Source organism: Burkholderia sp. 9779_493 (assembly GCF_015712215.1).
Taxonomy (GTDB): Bacteria; Pseudomonadota; Gammaproteobacteria; order Burkholderiales; family Burkholderiaceae; genus Burkholderia; species Burkholderia cenocepacia.
The window spans coordinates 135,383-152,790 of the sequence record NZ_JACCQA010000005.1 but is presented as its reverse complement, the minus strand read 5'-3'; the positions used below and the strand labels follow the sequence as shown (position 1 = coordinate 152,790).

The 17,408-nt window shown below is 68.6% G+C and carries 15 protein-coding genes; 6 read left to right on the top strand and 9 right to left on the bottom strand.

Annotation, left to right across the window (positions count from 1 at the left end):
- Positions 1-78: 78 nt before the first annotated feature.
- Positions 79-987, bottom strand: coding sequence for a SphA family protein (locus H0X95_RS06860; RefSeq protein WP_006497575.1), 909 nt, complete (start codon positions 985-987; stop codon positions 79-81).
- 161 nt (positions 988-1,148) lie between these two features.
- Complete coding sequence (locus tag H0X95_RS06855) at positions 1,149-2,072, bottom strand: LysR family transcriptional regulator (protein WP_006490514.1); 924 nt, start codon at positions 2,070-2,072, stop codon at positions 1,149-1,151.
- A 119-nt stretch (positions 2,073-2,191) separates the two neighbouring features.
- On the opposite strand from H0X95_RS06855, the gene H0X95_RS06850 reads away from it, so the two are divergent.
- From H0X95_RS06850 to H0X95_RS06830, 5 genes are read left to right on the top strand one after another with little or no spacing between them, the layout of a single operon-like run.
- Positions 2,192-3,073: an intradiol ring-cleavage dioxygenase gene (locus H0X95_RS06850; protein ID WP_006490560.1), complete on the top strand. Its 882-nt coding sequence runs from the start codon at positions 2,192-2,194 to the stop codon at positions 3,071-3,073.
- Positions 3,070-3,372 (top strand): Dabb family protein, encoded by a 303-nt coding sequence (locus tag H0X95_RS06845; RefSeq protein ID WP_034200735.1) that lies wholly within the window; start codon positions 3,070-3,072, stop codon positions 3,370-3,372. The genes H0X95_RS06850 and H0X95_RS06845 overlap by 4 nt, the downstream gene beginning before the upstream one ends.
- Positions 3,373-3,379: 7 nt before the next feature.
- The gene (locus H0X95_RS06840) at positions 3,380-4,447 is read left to right on the top strand and encodes a maleylacetate reductase (protein ID WP_062884613.1); all 1,068 of its coding nucleotides are present in this window, start codon (positions 3,380-3,382) and stop codon (positions 4,445-4,447) included.
- Between the two features lie 36 nt (positions 4,448-4,483).
- Complete coding sequence (gene mhpA, locus H0X95_RS06835) at positions 4,484-6,157, top strand: bifunctional 3-(3-hydroxy-phenyl)propionate/3-hydroxycinnamic acid hydroxylase MhpA (RefSeq protein ID WP_230878160.1); 1,674 nt, start codon at positions 4,484-4,486, stop codon at positions 6,155-6,157.
- Between the two features lie 13 nt (positions 6,158-6,170).
- Complete coding sequence (locus H0X95_RS06830) at positions 6,171-7,238, top strand: alpha/beta hydrolase (protein WP_034200738.1); 1,068 nt, start codon at positions 6,171-6,173, stop codon at positions 7,236-7,238.
- A gap of 45 nt (positions 7,239-7,283) precedes the next feature.
- On the opposite strand, the gene H0X95_RS06825 is transcribed toward H0X95_RS06830, so the two are convergent.
- Together H0X95_RS06825 and H0X95_RS06820 are read right to left on the bottom strand one after the other, a co-directional pair.
- Positions 7,284-7,724 carry a nuclear transport factor 2 family protein gene (locus tag H0X95_RS06825; protein WP_034200739.1) on the bottom strand — a complete coding sequence of 147 codons (441 nt, stop codon included), beginning with the start codon at positions 7,722-7,724 and terminating at the stop codon, positions 7,284-7,286.
- A gap of 47 nt (positions 7,725-7,771) precedes the next feature.
- The gene (locus H0X95_RS06820; protein WP_196445977.1) at positions 7,772-9,796 is read right to left on the bottom strand and encodes an oxidoreductase; all 2,025 of its coding nucleotides are present in this window, start codon (positions 9,794-9,796) and stop codon (positions 7,772-7,774) included.
- A gap of 150 nt (positions 9,797-9,946) precedes the next feature.
- Between H0X95_RS06820 and H0X95_RS06815 the strand changes: the two genes are divergently transcribed.
- Positions 9,947-10,528, top strand: a complete 582-nt coding sequence (locus tag H0X95_RS06815) for a PadR family transcriptional regulator (protein WP_058901335.1) — start codon at positions 9,947-9,949, stop codon at positions 10,526-10,528.
- A 159-nt stretch (positions 10,529-10,687) separates the two neighbouring features.
- Here H0X95_RS06815 and H0X95_RS06810 read toward each other — a convergent pair whose 3' ends face one another.
- From H0X95_RS06810 to H0X95_RS06790, 5 genes are all read right to left on the bottom strand, one after another.
- Entirely contained in the window at positions 10,688-11,668 is a 981-nt protein-coding gene (locus H0X95_RS06810; protein WP_006490601.1) for an NADPH:quinone oxidoreductase family protein, read from the bottom strand.
- Positions 11,669-11,807: 139 nt separating this feature from the next.
- On the bottom strand, positions 11,808-13,637 hold the full coding sequence (locus H0X95_RS06805) for an acyl-CoA dehydrogenase (RefSeq protein ID WP_196445976.1): 1,830 nt from the start codon (positions 13,635-13,637) through the stop codon (positions 11,808-11,810).
- Positions 13,638-13,746: 109 nt separating this feature from the next.
- On the bottom strand, positions 13,747-14,514 hold the full coding sequence (locus tag H0X95_RS06800) for a class II aldolase/adducin family protein (protein WP_006490608.1): 768 nt from the start codon (positions 14,512-14,514) through the stop codon (positions 13,747-13,749).
- 73 nt (positions 14,515-14,587) lie between these two features.
- Positions 14,588-16,912 (bottom strand): xanthine dehydrogenase family protein molybdopterin-binding subunit, encoded by a 2,325-nt coding sequence (locus H0X95_RS06795; protein WP_196445975.1) that lies wholly within the window; start codon positions 16,910-16,912, stop codon positions 14,588-14,590.
- A complete protein-coding gene (locus H0X95_RS06790; protein WP_196445974.1) occupies positions 16,909-17,370 on the bottom strand; it encodes a (2Fe-2S)-binding protein in 462 nt (153 codons plus the stop codon). The genes H0X95_RS06795 and H0X95_RS06790 overlap by 4 nt, the downstream gene beginning before the upstream one ends.
- Between the last annotated feature and the right edge of the window lie 38 nt (positions 17,371-17,408).

Genomic DNA, 17,408 nt, shown 5'->3' with positions numbered 1-17,408 from the left:
CGACGAAAACGTCAGATGATACAATATATCAACTTGATCCGTCAGGGTTTCGACAGCCTGGGTTCACGCCCCGCGCGTCTACAGCGGGAAACTGAACTGCACCCACAGCTTGTCGCCCTGCGGCCGGTTGCGCACCGCGAACTCGTGCTGGTACTTCACGACCACGCCCGACGCCGGCCCCCACATGACGCGCAACTGCGGACCGATCGCGACCGTTTGCCCGCGAAAGCCGTCCGCGCCGACCTTCACGCCGTCCTGCGTATCGTCCGTGAACTGCTTCAGGAACGTGCCCTGCACGCCGACCTGCACGCGCCGGTCGAGCGAATAGCCGATCAGGTAGTCGAGCACGGCGAGTGCGCCCGAGTGATAGCGCGTCGCGTGGTTCGGCGAATTCAGCTCCAGCAGCGTGGTCGTCGAAATCTCCCAGTCGCGGCCCGGAAACCACGTCGTGCTGAGATACGGCAGGAACGCATAGGTGTTCAGCCCCGGGTTCGCGATCCGGTTCACCGCATACGCGCCGGTCGGCACCGCGAACGACGGCGAGAAGAAGGCGAAGAACGTCTGCGACGCACTCGCGTAGTCGATCATGAACGGCTCGAGGATCACATCGCCCAGCGACATGCGGTTGCCGGTGCCGCCGGGCGTCGACAGATGCAGGCGCACGATCGGCACGATCGCGCTGCTCGACAGCGAGAACGGCCCGAGCGTCGCGCCCCAGGTGTGGACGACTCGCGGCGTCTCGGCGACCACGCTCAGGTGAAATCCCGGCACCGCGCCGCCGCCGTCCGGTCCGGCAAAGCGGTTCGCCGTGTAGTAAAGCGAATAGTTGAAGTACTGCGTGTGGCCGGGCGGCGGCAGCAGACCGTTCAGCACCGTGTTGACGCCAAACGGATAGCTGATCTGCCCGCTCTCGGCAGCCGACGCCGGAACGTGCACGGCTCCGGCGATCAGGAGTGCCAACGGCACCCGTCGCAATGCGTATTTCATGTCGTCTCCAGACCGATTGTTATCGTGTAATCGCGAGCCGGGCACCGCCGGCCCGGGGAGACGCAATGTAAAACGCACGACAGCGGCGAAAAAGACGACGATCGGGAGAACAGTTCTCCGTCACACGGAGAAATGCGCGACGGCGCGGCGCCCGCGGGTACTCAGCGGCCGACTTCCTTCCATTTGCGCGCGAGTCCGAGTCGTTCGAAACGCTCGATCAGGAACTCGGTGAAGACGCGGATCTTCGCCGGCTGGTGTCGGCGGCTCTGGTACGCGATATTGACGGTGAGCGCGGGCAGTTGCCAGTCGGTCAGCACGGGCACCAGCTTCCCGGCGACGATATCGTCGTGAATGATGTAAAGCGGCTGGATCAGGATGCCGAGCCCGGCGAGCGCCGCCGCGCGGATCACCTGCCCTTCGTTCGCATCGAGCACGCTCTTGATCGTGACCGACTGCTTCTTCGCACCATGGCGGAAATGCAGCACGTACGGATCGTTCGCGAGGTTGTAGACGAGCAGCCGGTGATCGCCCAGCGCGTCGGGCGTCGCCGGCGCGCCGTGTTTCGCCAGATACCCGGGCGACGCGGCCAGCACGCGCCGTGTCTCGGCGAGCTTGCGCACGGTGATGCCCGAATCCGCTTCGTGTTCGCGCGTGCGGATCGCCACGTCGATGCCGGCCTCGATGAAATCCGGGTAACGGTTCGCCGCGACGATCTGCACGTTCAGGTTCGGGTAGCGCCGGTGAAATTCGGGCAGCGCGGGCGCGATGTAGATCGACGCGAACGACACCGACGCGGTCACGCGCAGCGTACCGGCCGGAATGACGCTCGCTTCGTTGACGGCCGCGTCCGCTTCCGACAGCTCGTTCAGGATCGCGACACAACGCCGGTGGTACTCGTGCCCGGCGTCGGTCAGCCACAGCCGGCGCGTGGTCCGCTCGACGAGCCGGGCGCCCAGCCGCTCTTCCAGCGCGTTCAGGCAGCGGCTCGCCGCCGCGCTCGACATGCCGAGCCGCTCGGCGGCCTTCGACAGGCTGCCGAGCTCCGCCACCTGTACGAAAAACTCGATCTGCGTCCACTTGTCCATGCGTTCGATTCTTCCACCTGGCGGAGAACAAAACTCCTCCAAACCCACTTTTTTACGATTCGGGGAGGAATTAATGTTACGTCAACGCGCCATCGAACGACATCAGGAGACAAACCCCAATGCGCAATCTCAACGAAGACACCATCACGCAGGCCGTGATCGCGTCGCTCTCCGGCTGTCGCGACGAGCGGCTGCGCACGGTGATGACGAGCCTCGTCCAGCACCTGCATTCGTTCGCCCGCGAAACGAAGCTCACCGAGGCCGAGTGGCAGGCCGCGATCGGCTTCCTGACGGCCGTCGGCCGCATCACCGACGACAAGCGCCAGGAGTTCATCCTGCTGTCCGACGTGCTCGGGCTGTCGACGCTCGTGACCGCGCAGAACCATGCAAAGCCGGCCGGCTGCACGGAGGCGACCGTGTTCGGGCCGTTCTACGTCGACGGCAGCCCCGAATTCGGGATGTTCGACGACATCGCGAACGGCGCATGCGGCGAGCCGTGCTTCGTGTCAGGCCAGGTACGCGGCATCGACGGCACGCCGGTCGCGCATGCGTCGCTGGAAGTGTGGCAAGCCGACGAGGACGGCCACTACGACGTGCAGTTGCCTGGCGACGACGGGTCGGTCACGCATCGCGCGCGCGGCCGGCTGCGCAGCGGCGCCGACGGCCGCTATGCGTTCCGCTCGATCCTCGCCGAGCCGTATCCGATTCCGCACGACGGCCCCGTCGGCGCGATGCTCGATGCGCTCGGCCGCCATCCGTGGCGCCCCGCCCACCTGCATTTCATGATCGAAGCGCGCGGCTACGAAACGCTGATCACGCACGTGTTCCGCGACGGCGACCGCTATCTCGACTCCGATGCGGTGTTCGGCGTGCGTTCGACGCTGGTCGCCGACTGGGTCCGGCATGCGCCCGGCATCGCGCCCGACGGCTCGCGCATGGACACGCCGTTCTACACGCTCGACTACGACTTCGTGCTGAATCGCGCGGAGCGTGCCGCATGATCCGGCACGTCGTGATGTGGAAGGTTGCCGGCGCAACCGACCACGAACGCAGCGTCGCGCGCACCACCGTGAAGACGGCCTTCGAAAGCTTGCGCGGCCGGATTCCGGGCATGACGCACCTCGAGATCGGCGCGGATTTCAGCGCGGCCGATTACGCATGCGACCTGATCCTCGTCGCCGAATTCGAGTCGCGCGAAGCGCTCGACGGCTATGCGACGCATCCCGAACACGCCCGCGTGCGCAACGCGCTGACCGGGCTGCGCATCGCGCGCCACCAGGTCGACTACGCAACGGAGTAACGAGCACATGGACTTCCTCTACCAGGCGCGCGCCGCCCGCGTGATCTTCGGCGCGGGCAGCCTCGCGCATCTCGAACGCGAAGTGCCGGCACTCGGCGCGCAGCGCGCGATCGTGCTGTGCACGCCGGAGCAGCGCGACCTCGCCGAGCACATCGTCGAGCGGCTCGGTGCGCGCGCCGCCGGGCTGTACGACCGCGCGACGATGCACGTGCCGATGGAGATCGCCCGCGATGCGCAGGCGTTCGCCCGCTCCCGCGACGCCGATTGCGCGGTCGCGATCGGCGGCGGCTCGACGATCGGCCTCGGCAAGGCCATCGCGCTCGAAAGCGGCCTGCCGATCCTCGCGATCCCGACGACCTACGCCGGCAGCGAAATGACGCCGATCTACGGTCTCACCGAAGGCGGCATGAAGCGTACGGGCAACGACGCGCGCGTGCTGCCGAAGACGGTGATCTACGATCCCGCGCTCACGGTCACGCTGCCGGTCGAACTGTCGGTGACGAGCGGCCTCAACGCGATCGCGCATGCGGCGGAAGGGCTCTACGCGAACAACGCGAATCCGGTCATGAGCCTCGTGGCCGAGGAAGGCATTCGCGCGCTGGCGCGCGGCCTGCCCGGCGTGCGCCGCGACCCGGCCGATCTCGACGCGCGCGGCCAGGCGCTCTACGGCGCGTGGCTGTGCGGGATGGTGCTCGGCAACGTCGGCATGGCGCTGCACCACAAGCTCTGCCATACGCTCGGCGGCAGCTTCGATCTGCCGCACGCACCGACCCACACGGTCGTGCTGCCGCATGCGCTCGCATACAACGCGGCGCACGCGCCGGACGCGATGCAGCGGATCGCCCGCGCGATCGGCACGGACGACGCCGCGCGCGGCCTCTACGCGCTGGCACGCGACAACGGCGCGCCGATCTCATTGAAGGCGATCGGCATGCGGGAAGCCGACCTCGACCGCGCCGCCGACCTCGCGGCCGCGAATCCGTACTGGAACCCGCGCCCGATCGAACGCGACGGCCTGCGCGCGCTGCTGCAGGATGCGTTCGACGGCAACCTGCCCGGCTCGACGCTACGCTGAGCGCGAACACACGACAAACCAACAAACGAAACCGTCATGGAGACAACCCGCATGCATACCGAATCGAGCGCGCACGGCGAGCGCACCGTCGAACCCTGTGACGTCGCGATCGTCGGCTACGGCCCGACCGGCCTCGTCGCCGCATCGATGCTCGGCCGCGCCGGCCATCGCGTGATCGTCCTCGAACGCTGGCCGACGCCGTACGGCCTGCCGCGCCTCACGCACATCGACGGCGAAACCGCGCGGATCGTGCAGGCCAGCGCCGACGTCGATCACGCGCTGCGCAACGCGAAGGCGGTCGACACCTACCACTACCGCGACGCGAACGGCGACCTGCTGCTCGAACTGAACTGGACCGGCCGCGCGTGCGGCTATCCCGCGCACATCTCGATCTACCAGCCCGATATCGAGGATGCGATCGATGCACGCGCGAGCACGTTCCGCAACGTGACGATCCTGCGCGGCTGGGAAGTCGACACGCTGCAACAGGACGACGACGGCGTGACGCTCACCGCGCATCCGTGGCGCGGCGGCCAGGACGCGCAATGGACCGGCCAGCCGCGCACGATCCGCGCACGCTACCTGATCGGCGCGGACGGCGCGAACAGCTTCGTGCGCCGCACGCTCGGCATCGAGCGGTCCGATTTCGGCTACAACGAGCGCTGGCTCAATCTCGACTCGGAGAACAAGCGCGATCTCGGCGATGGCTGCGCGCGCACGACGATCTACTGCGACCCGGCCCGCGCGTACATGCACATGCCGATCGGCACGAAGCGCACGCGTTTCGAGCTGCGCGTGCTGCCGAACGAATCGACGGCCGACTGGGAAACCGAAGCGGCCGGCTGGAAGTGGCTCGACGATCACTACGGTTACGGACCGGACGACCTGACGCTGCTGCGCCACGTCGTCTACACGTTCGAAACGCGCATGGCCGAACGCTGGCGCGCCGGCCGCGTGCTGCTCGCCGGCGACGCCGCGCACACGATGATGCCGTACATGGGACAAGGCGCGTGCTCCGGCATGCGCGACGGCATCAACCTCGCATGGAAGCTGGATCTCGTGCTGACCGGGCGCGCGCATGCCGATCTGCTCGACACCTACGAAGCCGAGCGCCGCCCGCACGTGAGCGCGATCACGCAGATGTCGCTGTTCCTCGGGCAGATCGTCAACGAGGACGATCCGCGCAAGGTCGCCGAGCGCGACGCGGCGTTCCGCTCCGGTGCCATGCCGCCGATGCCGCCGTTCCCGAAGCTCGAGCACGGCATCGTGCACGCCGAAGCCGACGGTACGCTGCTGCCGACGACCGGCGCGCCGGCGCCGCAAGGGCGCGTCCGCCGCGGCGCGGCCGAAGGCCGCTTCGACGACGTGGTCGGCCAGGGTTTTCAGCTCGTCACGCGCGAGCACCCCGCCCGCCATCTCGACGACGCGCAGCGCGCGTTCCTCGCGCAACTCGGTTGCCACGTTGCCGTGCTGGCCGATGACGTCTGCGCGCCGGATGCGGTGATCGACGTCGACGGCGAACAGCACGCGTTCCTGCAGGCGCACGGCATCGCCGCGTACATCAAGCGGCCCGATTTCATCGTGTTCGGTTCGGTGGCCGACCTGCGCGGCCTCGGCGCACTCGTCGACGCCCTGCGCGACACGCTGCACTGGTCGCCCCGTTCCACCACGCCGGCCGCGGTGTCGGCCCCAACCGCCCACGTTTCGTGAAGGAGACGCACGCATGACGACCGAACTGTCACCGTTCGCGCTGTCGCTGCAACGCGCGATGCCCGTCACGCGCCTGCTCGATTGCGGAATGGACTACGCGGACGCCGTGGCGCTGCACGCACGCACGTCGGCCGGCGAACCATGGGACGTCGCGGCCGAAGCGCTGGCGGACGCGCAGCTCGCGCGCGCCACCCAGGCGGCGGACGCCGGCCACCTCGTCACGGCCGCCGACGCGCAGGCAATGGCCATCGCCGATCTGCTGTTCGCGCAGATGGCGTTCAATCACGACGTGCCGCGCAAGCGCGCGCTGTATGCGCGGCTCGTCGACGCGTCGTACGGCCTCGCGCGCTGGTCCGACAAACGGATCGAACGCGTCGAAGTGCCGTTCGGCGATGCGCGCCTGATCGGCTGGCTGGTTCGTCCGACGACGGAGCCCATCCGCGGCACCGTGATCGTGTTCGGCGGCCAGAGCGGCTGGGGCTTCGCGTACTGGCCGATCGCCCGCGCGCTCGCCGCGCGCGGCGTCGCGACGCTGCTTGCCGAAGGGCCCGGCCAGGGCGAGACGCGGCTCGAACAGCGGATCTTCGTCGACGTCGACACGCGCGCCGCGTACCGACGCTTCGTCGATCACGTCGCCGCGCGCGTGCCCGGGCCGATCGGTATCTGGGGCAACAGCATCGGCGGGTTGTGGGCGGCGTCGACCGCCGCATCCGACGCACGGATCGCGGCCTGTTGCGTAAACGGCGCGCTCGCGGCACCCACGCTGCTGCCGTTCCGCACGTTCGTCGAACAGGCGGCGGCGATGCTCGGCAACGACGATCCCGAGGCGGTGTCGGCGAACTTCGCGCGCATGCGCTTTTCGTCCGAACGCGACCGCATCGCATGCCCGCTGCTGGTGCTGCATGGCGGCGCGGACCCGCTGATCCGGCTCGACGATCAGCAGCCGTTTCTCGATGCGGCGACGTCCGGCGACGCGACGCTCAGGGTCTGGCCGGACGGCGAGCATACGATCTACAACCACGCATCCGAGCGCACCGCGTTCGCGTGCGACTGGTTCGTCGAGCGGCTCGCGCGGGCGTGACGACATGCGGCGGCGGACCGGGCTGCACGGCAGCCGCCGCACCGCTCAACCGCCGGTCTTGAATGCCGGCAACTGCTGCCCGAGCCGCGCGCCCATTTCCGCGCCGAGCGCCTGCAGCGCATTGAACGGCCGGACCATGACCTCGAATTCGACGATCCGGCCGTCGTCGTCGAAGCGGATCATGTCGATCCCCTTCAGCGCCTTGTCGCCGACGGTCGCACCGAACTCCAGCACGACGCTCTTGCCGTCGTCGGTCACGAACTGGCGGTGATACGTGAAGTTGTCGAGGATCGTGATCACCGTGCGCAGCGCCATCAGCAACGCGGGCGCCGGCCCGTACGGCTTGAACGCCATCGGCGAACGGAACACGGCGTCCAGATGGACGATCGATTCCAGCGCGCCGAAATCCTTGCGCTCGACCATCGCGTGCCACGCGTCGAGCGATTTCGCGACGGCGGGATGAACATTCAGCGGCGGGTGCGTCATCGCAATCTCCAGTAACGTTGTTGGACGGGGGAAGAAACGAATCGGTATCAAAGGGTCGCGGCCAGCGTCGTGCCCTGGTGAATCGCGCGCTTCGCATCGAGTTCGGCGGCCTCGTATGCGCCGCCGATCAGATGCACGCGGCATCCGGCTGCCTGCAGCTGTTCCGCCAGCTCGCGCGACGGCTCCTGCCCCGCGCAGATCACCACGTTGTCCACCGGCAGCGTCCGTTCGACGCCGTCGATCGTCACGTGAAAGCCGTCATCGTCGATGCGCCGGTACGTGACCGACGACGACATCCCCACGCCGCGCGCCTTCAGCGCCGTGCGGTGAATCCAGCCGGTGGTCTTGCCGAGCCCGTCGCCGACTTTCGACGCCTTGCGCTGCAGCAGGTGCACTTCCCGCGCGGCCGGTTCGGGCCGCGCGGCGCCCAGCCCGCCGGCATTCGCATACGATCGATCGACGCCCCATTCGCTGAAGAACCGGTCCGCGTCGCCATGCTCGCCGCGATCGCGATGAACGAGATATTCCGCGACGTCGAAGCCGATACCGCCCGCGCCGACGATCGCGACGGAGTTGCCGACGGCCTTGTCGTCGCGCAGCACGTCGAGATAGCCGAGCGCCTTCGGATGACCGACACCGTCGATCGGCGGCGTGCGCGGCACGATGCCGGTCGCGATCACCACTTCGTCGAATTCACCCTGCAACAGCATCTCGGCCGTCGCACGCGTATCGACGTGCAGCGCGATGCCGCGCAGTTCGATCTGCCGGCGGAAATAGCGCAGCGTCTCGTTGAACTCCTCCTTGCCGGGCACCTTCCTCGCGAGATTGAACTGACCGCCGATCTCGGCGCCCGCTTCGTACAGCGTGACCGCGTGACCGCGCTCGGCCACCGTGACCGCGAAGCCAAGGCCCGCCGGCCCGGCGCCGACCACCGCGATCCGCTTGCGGCGCGGCGCGGGCGCGATCACGAGCTCGGTTTCATGACACGCACGTGGATTCACGAGACACGACGTGATCCTGCCGCTGAACGTATGGTCGAGGCACGCCTGGTTGCAGCCGATGCACGTGTTGATTTCGTCCGCGCGCCCTTCCCGCGCCTTGCGGACGAATTCGGCATCGGCGAGGAACGGCCGCGCCATCGACACCATGTCGCAATAGCCGTCGGCGAGCAGTTGCTCGGCGACTTCCGGGGTATTGATCCGGTTGGTCGCGACGAGCGGAATGCCGATCTTGCCCATCAGTTGCCGCGTCACCCACGCATACGCGGCGCGCGGCACCTTGGTCGCGATGGTCGGGATGCGCGCCTCGTGCCAGCCGATGCCGGTATTGAGGATCGTCGCGCCGGCCGCCTCGATCGCCCGCGCGAGCCGGATCACCTCGTCGAGCGTGGAGCCGCCTTCAACGAGATCGAGCATCGACAGCCGATAGATGACGATGAAGTTCGCTCCCACACGCTCGCGCACGCGCCGCACGATCTCGACCGCGAAGCGGATGCGGTTGTCGTACGCGCCGCCCCACGCATCGTCGCGATGGTTCGTGCGCGCGGCGATGAATTCATTGATCAGGTAGCCCTCGGAGCCCATGATCTCGACCCCGTCGTAGCCCGCATGCTGCGCGAGCGCCGCGCATCGCACGAAATCGGCGATCGTCTCGTCGACCTCGTCGCTCGTCAACGCATGCGGCGTGAACGGGTTGATCGGCGCCTTCAGCGCGCTCGGCGCCGCGAGCGCCGGGTGATACGCATAACGCCCGAAATGCAGGATCTGCAACGCGATGCGGCCGCCCTCCGCCTGCACCGCGCGCGTCACGACGCGATGCCGTTCGGCGTCCGCTTCGGTCGTCAGCATCGCGCCGCCGGGCGCCGGACGGCCGCGCTCGTTCGGCGCGAAGCCGCCCGTGACGATCAGGCCAGCCTCGCCGCGCGCGCGCTCCGCATAGAACGCGGCCATCCGCTCGAAGCCGTTCGGCGCTTCCTCCAGGCCGACGTGCATCGACCCCATCAACACGCGGTTCCTGAGTGACGTGAAGCCGAGTTCGAGCGGAGTCGTCAAATGCGGATAACGGGAAGCCATCGGGTGTCTCCATGTTTATGCAACAAGTTGCATTGATGGTAGCCCGCCACCTTTGTTTATGCAACATGTTGCATAAACATGCGTTCACCATTTGTGCTGCGGCCCCGATATGGCAAGATGCGGTTCATTCCGCCGCTGCCTCGATCCGACATGTCCCTGCCGCACGCGCTTCTCACCGCCCTCGCCGAACGCCCCGGTTCGGGGTCCGAGCTCGCCGACCGTTTCGATCGCTCGATCGGCTACTTCTGGCAGGCGACGCACCAGCAGATCTATCGCGAACTCGGGCGTCTCGAGGAAATGGGCTGGATCGAATCGCTGCCCGCCGAGTCCGGTCGCGGCCGCAAGCGCGCGTACCGGATCCTGCCGGCCGGCAAGAAGGAATTGCGCCGCTGGATCGCCGAACCGGAAGATCCGACGCCGCTGCGCGAGGCGCTGATGGTGCGTCTGCGCGCGGAAGCCGTGCTCGGGCCGGCCGGCCTCGAGCACGAGATCCGGCGGCGCATCGCGCTTCATCAGGAAAAGCTGGATCTGTATCTGCAGATCGAGGCGCGCGACTTTGCGACGGCCGGCGATCCGGCGGCCGGCGATCCGGCGGCTGGCGCTCCGGCGGCCGGCGATTCACGCACGAAGCGGCTGCAGCATCTGGTGCTGCAGGCCGGCATCGCGAACGAGCGGTTCTGGGTCGAGTTTTCGCAGCATGCGCTCGAGACGCTGCGCCTGCCGAAGGACTGAAGCCGCTGACGCAGGACGGGCGGCGTTCGTTTCAGCGCCGCGCGGCACCGCGTGCTCGCCTGCATAGTCCGGCGTGGTGGCAGCGGGTCGCGCCGCCCTTCGCCGTCATGAAGAAGCGGCCGCGCGGCCTGCATGGCGTCGCCGCGCGGCGAAACCGGATCACGCGTCCGGAAAAATCACGACCTTGCCCTTCACCTGCCGGTTCGCCATCCGCGCGATCGCGTCGGCCGCGCCGGCCAGCGACACGCGCTCGGTGATCGCGGGCCGCACCTTGCCGGCCGCGAACCATTCGGCGAGCAGCCGCATGTTCGCGGCATGCTGCGCCGGGTCGCGCCGCACCGCATCGCCCCAGAACACGCCGAGAATGTCGCGCTCCTTCAGCAGCGCGAGGTTCAGCGCGATCTTCGGGATCTCGCCGGCCGCGAAGCCGACCACGAGGAACCGGCCGCGCCATGCGGTCGCACGCAGCGCCGCTTCGCTGCTGGCGCCGCCCACCGGATCGTAGACGACGTCGGCGCCGCGCCCGCCGGTCAGCTCGTCGACGCGGCGGCGCAGGTCTTCGGTCGCATAGTCGATCGTCTCGTCGGCGCCGGCTTCACGGCACAGCGCGAGCTTGTCCGCGCTCGACGCCGCCGCGATCACGCGCGCACCGAGCGCTTTCGCGATCTCGATCGCGGCGATCCCGACGCCGCCCGCCGCGCCCAGCACGAGCAGCGTCTCGCCCGCCTGCAGGCGCGCACGCTGCTGCAACGCGTGCAGCGACGTGCCGTACGCGAGCACGAGCGCCGCGCCCTGCTCGAACGTCATCCCCGGCGGCAGCGCGGCGAGCTGGTGCGCGTCGGCCACGCAGTATTCCGCGAACCCGCCGTGCCCGGTGAACGCCATCACCGAATCGCCGGGCCGCCACGCGGTGACGCCATCGCCGACCGCGTCGATCACGCCGGCAAACTCGGCGCCCGGCGAGAACGGCAGCGCCGGTTTCACCTGATACAGCCCCTGGACGATCAGCGCGTCGGGGAAATTGAGCGATGCCGCCTTCACCTGGATCCGGACCTGCCCGGCCGCCGGTTCGGGAATCGCGACATCTTCGATACGCAAGCGGTCGATCGGGCCGAATGCGGTACACAACAGGGCTTTCATGCGCTTCTCTCCTTGCCCGGCGTGGCCGGGCATCGGTATGGTCCGCGGGCGCCCCCGCGCGGCCGGTTCACGACGCGCGCGCGATGGCCGTCGGCATCCGCGCGCTCGTCGATATTCCGGAATGTCGTTGAAGCCACGTTCAGAACCACGCGTCGCGCATGTCGAGCGTGGTCGTGTCGACGCTCGACAGCAGGTCGAGCTGTGCATCCACCTTCGGCAGTTCCCAGCGGAAGAAGTAGCGGGCCGCCGCGCGCTTGCCGTCGTGGAAATCGCCGTCGTGCCCGTGCGCGGCGAGCGTCACGTCGAGCCACAGCCAGGCGACGACGAGATGGCCGAACGCTTCGAGATACACGCTCGCGTTCGCGAGCCGCGTCTGCGGATCGCCGATCGCGCTCAACTGGCGTGTCACGTCGCCCAGCCGCGCCCAGCGCCGGGCCAATGCCTCGGCCTGCTCGCGCATGCCGGCATCCAGCGCTCGCGCACGCTCGACGGTCGCGCCGATCCGTGCATCGAGCGCGCGCAGCGACGCGCCGTCGTCCTGGCTCACCTTGCGGCCCAGCAGATCGAGCGCCTGGATGCCGTGCGTGCCTTCGTGAATCGGATTCAGGCGGTTGTCGCGATAGAGCCGTTCGACCGCGTAGTCGCGCGTATAGCCGTAACCGCCGTGCACCTGGATCGCGAGATCGTTCGCGGCAACGCACCACTGCGACGGCCAGCTTTTCGCGATCGGCGTCAGGATGTCGAGCAGGCGCGCGGCATCGGCGCGCACCGCCGCATCGTCGTGCGCGCGCGCTTCGTCGACAAGTTTCGCGCAGTACAGGATCAACGCGAGCCCGCCTTCGACGTAAGCCTTCTGCGCGAGCAGCATGCGCCGCACGTCCGGATGATCGACGATCGGCGCCTGCGGCGCGGCCGCATCCTTGCCGGCCGGCCCGAGCGGGCGCCCTTGCGGACGGTTGCGCGCATAGTCGAGCGCGTGCAGATAACCGGTGTAGCCGAGCGCCACCGCACCCGCGCCGACGCCGATGCGCGCCTCGTTCATCATGTGGAACATGTAGGCCAGCCCATGATTCGGCTGGCCGACCAGATAACCGATCGCGCCCGCACGCCCTGCCGGACGGTAACGCGTCCCTTCGCCGAAATTCAGCAGGCAGTTGGTCGTGCCGCGATAGCCCATCTTGTGGTTCAGCCCGGCGAGCACGACGTCGTTGTGCTCGCCGTTCGCATCGCCATCGGCGCCCGTCAGGAACTTCGGCACGATGAACAGCGAGATGCCGCGCGTGCCGGGTTGCAACCGACCATGTTCGTCGGGAATCTTCGCGAGCACGAGGTGGACGATGTTCTCCGCCAGCTCGTGCTCGCCGCCGGATATCCACATCTTGTTGCCGGTCAGCCGGTAGCGCGGGCCGAGCGGCGAATCGCATTCGAAATCGGCGCGCGTCGCGATGTCGGACAGCGACGAGCCGGCTTGCGGCTCGGACAGGCACATCGTGCCGAGGAAACGCCCTTCCAGCTCGGGGCGCGCGAACGCGTCGATCTGCGCGGCGCTGCCGTGCGCGACGAGCAGGTTCGCATTGGCGACGGTCAGGAACGGATACGCGGCCGTCGCGATGTTCGCGGCCTGGAAGAACAGGAACGACGCGGCTTCGACCAGCTTCGGCAAGCGCATGCCGCCGAGCGCTTCGTCATGCCCCGCGGCGATCAGCCCGGCGTCCGCGAACGCGCGCACGGCCGGTTCGACTTCCGGGATCAGCGTCACGCGTTCGCCGTCGAACCGCGGCTCGTCGCGATCGCCGCGCGCCGCATGCGGCGCGAACAGGTCTTCGGCGATCCGCTCGCTGGTGTCGAGCACCGCGTCGAAGGTCTCGCGACTATGCTCCGCGTAACGCGGCAGCGCGACGAGCGCTTCGGCGTCGAGCCAGTCGTACAGCAGGAACGCGAGATCGCGTCGCGACATCAACAGGCTCATCGTGCTGCCTCCCGGGGTGCCGGCCGTGTCAGCCGAATGAAGGGTTGCGTGGCTCCAAGTGCTGGCAGGAATTTAGCACGGTCGTTCGCAAACGACAACGACGAACACGCTAGTCCGCGTAGCCGGGATCGCGCCGATCGAGCCGGCGCAGCAGCCCGGGCCAGACGAGCGCCCCGGCGCCCATCCCGCGCGTGACCGCGGCGATCTGCTGTTTGATGCCGTCGAGAATCGGCTGCGCGATTGGCAGCAGCGCCGAGCCGCCCGCCTGCGCGCGGACCTGGATCATGCAGGCCGCTTCGAAGAAGTACATCGCGACGAACGCATCGGCCGGCGTCGCACCGACGGTCAGCAGCCCGTGATTGCGCAGCATCAGGTTCGTATTGCTGCCGAGGTCGCGCACGAGGCGCGCCTTCTCGCCCTCGTCGAGCGCGATGCCCTCGTAGTCGTGATAGCCGAGCGACGCGAGCACGCCGAGCGACTGCTGTGACAGCGGCAGCAAGCCCGCTTCCTGCGCCGAGACGGCCACACCGTTGATCGAATGCGTATGCATCACGCATTGGGCATCGTCGCGGGCCGCATGCACCGCGCTGTGGATCGTGAAGCCGGCCGGGTTGATCTCGTACGGCGATTCGGACACCTTGCGGCCGTCGAGATCCACCTTGACCAGCGACGACGCCGTGATCTCGTCGAACATCATCCCGTACGGGTTGATCAGGAAGTGGTGCTCCGGGCCGGGCACGCGCGCGGAAATATGGGTGAACACGAGATCGTCCCAGCCGAACAGCGCGGTGAGGCGATACGCGGCCGCCAGGTTGACGCGCGCCTCCCATTCGGCGGGGGAAACCGTCTGCTTCACACTGACATCGGATGAGGCCACGTCACACTCCTTGTTCAAGGGGTCGATGCAAACCGGGCCGCACGATGCGGCCCGGCGCGGGACAGAGGTTGCGTCAACCAGCCTGCGGTTTCGCGAGCTGATCGGCCACCGGCAGGCTGCGGATTCGCGTGCCGGTCGCCGCGAAGATCGCGTTGGTCAGCGCCGGCGCGACGGGCGGCAGGCCCGGTTCACCGACCCCGCCGAGCGGCGTCGCGAAGTCGTCGGGCGCCACCAGATGCACGCGGATTTCACGCGGCGCCTCGTTCATTCTCAACACCTGGAAGCCGTTGAAGTTGCTCTGCTCCGGGTGGCCGTCCTTGAACGTGATCTCGCCGTGCAGCGCAATGCCGAGCCCCATCACCACCGCGCCCTCGAGCTGCGAGCGCACCCGTTCCGGATTGACCTGCGGCCCGCAGTCGATCGCGATGTCGACGCGCGGCACCGAGATCTTGCCGTCCGCGTCGACCTGCACCTCGCACACCGCGGCCGTGTACGACACGAAGCTGCGATGCGCGGCGATCCCGAGCCCATGCCCGTTCGGCAGCGTGCGGCCCCAGCCGGCTTCGCGCGCGACCGTCTCGACCACGCGTCGCAGCCGCCCCGTATCGACCGGATACAGCGCGGGATCCTCGCCGTAGTTCACGTTCTTCACCGTGATGTGCGGCTCGAAACGCCGAGCGGGCCCGATCAGCTCGAGCAGGAAATCCTTCGGATCGCGGCCGGCCGCGTGCGCAAGCTCCGACACGAAACTCTGGATGCCGAACGCATGCGGGATGTTGTACACCGAGCGGAACCAGCCGATCCTCGTGTGCGCTTCCGCGGCCGGATTCTCGAGCCGCACGTTCGGAATCGCGAACGGCAGATCCGCGATGCCTTGCGCGAGCTCGCCCGGCTGCTCGTGCACGACGCCGGCCCGGAACGTCGACTGGATCGACGGCGCGACCGTGCGATGCTGCCACGCGACCACCTTCCCCGATGCATCGATCCCGCCGTCGAACGCTTCGAGCGACACCGCGTGGAAGTAGTCGTGCGCGATGTCGTCCTCGCGCGTGAAGGTCAGCTTCACGGGCGCGCCGACCGCCTTCGACAGCAGCGCGGCTTCCACCACGTAGTCGGGCTTCGACTTGCGGCCGAAGCCGCCGCCCAGCAGCGTCACGTTGACCGTCACGCGCTCCGCCGGCAAGCCGAGCGCCTTCGCGAGCTCGTCGCGCGTGGTCTGCGGCGCCTGCGTGCAGGTCCATACCTCGCAGCGGCCGTCGGCCACGCGCGCGACGGCCGCGGGCGGCTCCATCGTCGCGTGCGCGAGATGCGGGACGTAGTAGGTCGCGCGTACGCGTTTCGCGGCGCCGGCGAGTGCGGCCGCCACGTCGCCGTCGTTGCGGATCACGTCGCCCGGCTGCGCGGCAGCCGCTTCGAGCGTCTTGCGATATTCGGTCGAGTCGTAGCCCGCGTTGGGTCCGTGCTTCCAGTCGATCTTCAACTGCGCGCGCGCCTGGATGGCCGTCCACGTATCGCGCGCGATGACGGCCACGCCGCCGAGCGGCTGGAAGCCGGATGGCAGCGGCGTCGCCGCCAGTTGCACGACCTTGACGACGCCCGGCAGCTTCCCGGCGGCCGACGCGTCGAACGACGCCACCGTATCGCCGTAGGCCGGCGGCCGCGCGACGACCGCATACAGCATGCCGTCGAGCCGCGTATCGATTCCGTACTGCGCCCGGCCGCCGACGATGTCGCGTCCGTCGATCAGCGCCGTCTTGCCCTTGCCGATATAGCGGAATTCGGCCGGCGCCTTCAACGGCACGCTTTTCGTATCGGGCACCGGCAGCGCGGCCGCCTTCGCGGCCAGTTCGCCGAAGCCGAGCTTGCGCCCGCTCTTCGAGTCGACGACCTCGTGCACCGTCACCTTCACCTGGCGCACGTCGACGCCCCATTCGCCGGCGGCTGCCTGCGCGAGCATCGTGCGCGCGGCCGCCCCGGCACGGCGCAGCGCGGCGAAGCTCTGGCGCAGGCTGCGCGACCCGTCGGTGTTCTGGTTGCCGTAGCGCGGCTCGTCGCCGACCGCTTGCGCGACCTTCACGCGCGCCCAGTCCGCGCCCAGTTCGTCGGCCACCACGAGCGCCACGCTCGTGCGCACGCCCTGCCCCATCTCGGAGCGGATGCAGGTCACCGTGACGGTGCCGTCCGGTGCGATCGCAACGAACAGGTTCGGATCGTCGCGCAAGCCGTGCGGCATCCCGGCACCGCCATACTGCGGATTCGCGCTGATGGGCGGCTGCACCGGCGCGGCCGCCCGAGCGAGCGACGGCACGCCGAACGCGAGCAGCAGCCCGCCGGACGCGAAGCCGAACAGCAGCGCGCGGCGGCTTTCGTTGTGGACGGAGAGTTCGGGCGCGCTCATGCGGCACCTCCGCGGCGCACGGCCAGCCGGATCGCGGCACGAATGCGCGTATAGGTGCCGCAGCGGCAGATGTTGCCGGACATCGCATCGTCGATGTCGGCGTCGGTCGGATGGGGATTGGTCTTCAGCAGCGACGCGGCCTGCATGATCTGCCCGGACTGGCAGTAACCGCATTGCGCGACGTTCAGTTCCTGCCACGCCTGCTGCAGCGGATGCGTGAGATCCGCCCACAGCCCCTCGATCGTCGTCACGCGCTTGCCCGACGCCGCCGCGACGGGCGTGATGCACGCGCGGATCGCCACGCCGTCGAGATGCACGGTGCACGCACCGCACAGCGCCATCCCGCAGCCGAACTTGGTGCCGGTGTGGCCGAGCACATCGCGCAGATACCAGAGCAACGGCATGTCGGGATTGCCGTCGAAGTGCTGCTCGCTACCGTTGACGGTCAGCGTGATCATCGTTCACCTCCTGGTTGCGATGCCCGCCGGGCAGGCAT

What these genes read in the sequence shown, in the direction of transcription:
- H0X95_RS06860 (WP_006497575.1), bottom strand. Translation starts at nt 987, where the DNA reads ATGAAATACGCATTGCGACGGGTGCCGTTGGCACTCCTGATCGCCGGA.
- H0X95_RS06855 (WP_006490514.1), bottom strand. Translation starts at nt 2,072, where the DNA reads ATGGACAAGTGGACGCAGATCGAGTTTTTCGTACAGGTGGCGGAGCTC.
- H0X95_RS06850 (WP_006490560.1), top strand. Translation starts at nt 2,192, where the DNA reads ATGCGCAATCTCAACGAAGACACCATCACGCAGGCCGTGATCGCGTCG.
- H0X95_RS06845 (WP_034200735.1), top strand. Translation starts at nt 3,070, where the DNA reads ATGATCCGGCACGTCGTGATGTGGAAGGTTGCCGGCGCAACCGACCAC.
- H0X95_RS06840 (WP_062884613.1), top strand. Translation starts at nt 3,380, where the DNA reads ATGGACTTCCTCTACCAGGCGCGCGCCGCCCGCGTGATCTTCGGCGCG.
- mhpA (WP_230878160.1), top strand. Translation starts at nt 4,484, where the DNA reads ATGGAGACAACCCGCATGCATACCGAATCGAGCGCGCACGGCGAGCGC.
- H0X95_RS06830 (WP_034200738.1), top strand. Translation starts at nt 6,171, where the DNA reads ATGACGACCGAACTGTCACCGTTCGCGCTGTCGCTGCAACGCGCGATG.
- H0X95_RS06825 (WP_034200739.1), bottom strand. Translation starts at nt 7,724, where the DNA reads ATGACGCACCCGCCGCTGAATGTTCATCCCGCCGTCGCGAAATCGCTC.
- H0X95_RS06820 (WP_196445977.1), bottom strand. Translation starts at nt 9,796, where the DNA reads ATGGCTTCCCGTTATCCGCATTTGACGACTCCGCTCGAACTCGGCTTC.
- H0X95_RS06815 (WP_058901335.1), top strand. Translation starts at nt 9,947, where the DNA reads ATGTCCCTGCCGCACGCGCTTCTCACCGCCCTCGCCGAACGCCCCGGT.
- H0X95_RS06810 (WP_006490601.1), bottom strand. Translation starts at nt 11,668, where the DNA reads ATGAAAGCCCTGTTGTGTACCGCATTCGGCCCGATCGACCGCTTGCGT.
- H0X95_RS06805 (WP_196445976.1), bottom strand. Translation starts at nt 13,637, where the DNA reads ATGAGCCTGTTGATGTCGCGACGCGATCTCGCGTTCCTGCTGTACGAC.
- H0X95_RS06795 (WP_196445975.1), bottom strand. Translation starts at nt 16,912, where the DNA reads ATGAGCGCGCCCGAACTCTCCGTCCACAACGAAAGCCGCCGCGCGCTG.
- H0X95_RS06790 (WP_196445974.1), bottom strand. Translation starts at nt 17,370, where the DNA reads ATGATCACGCTGACCGTCAACGGTAGCGAGCAGCACTTCGACGGCAAT.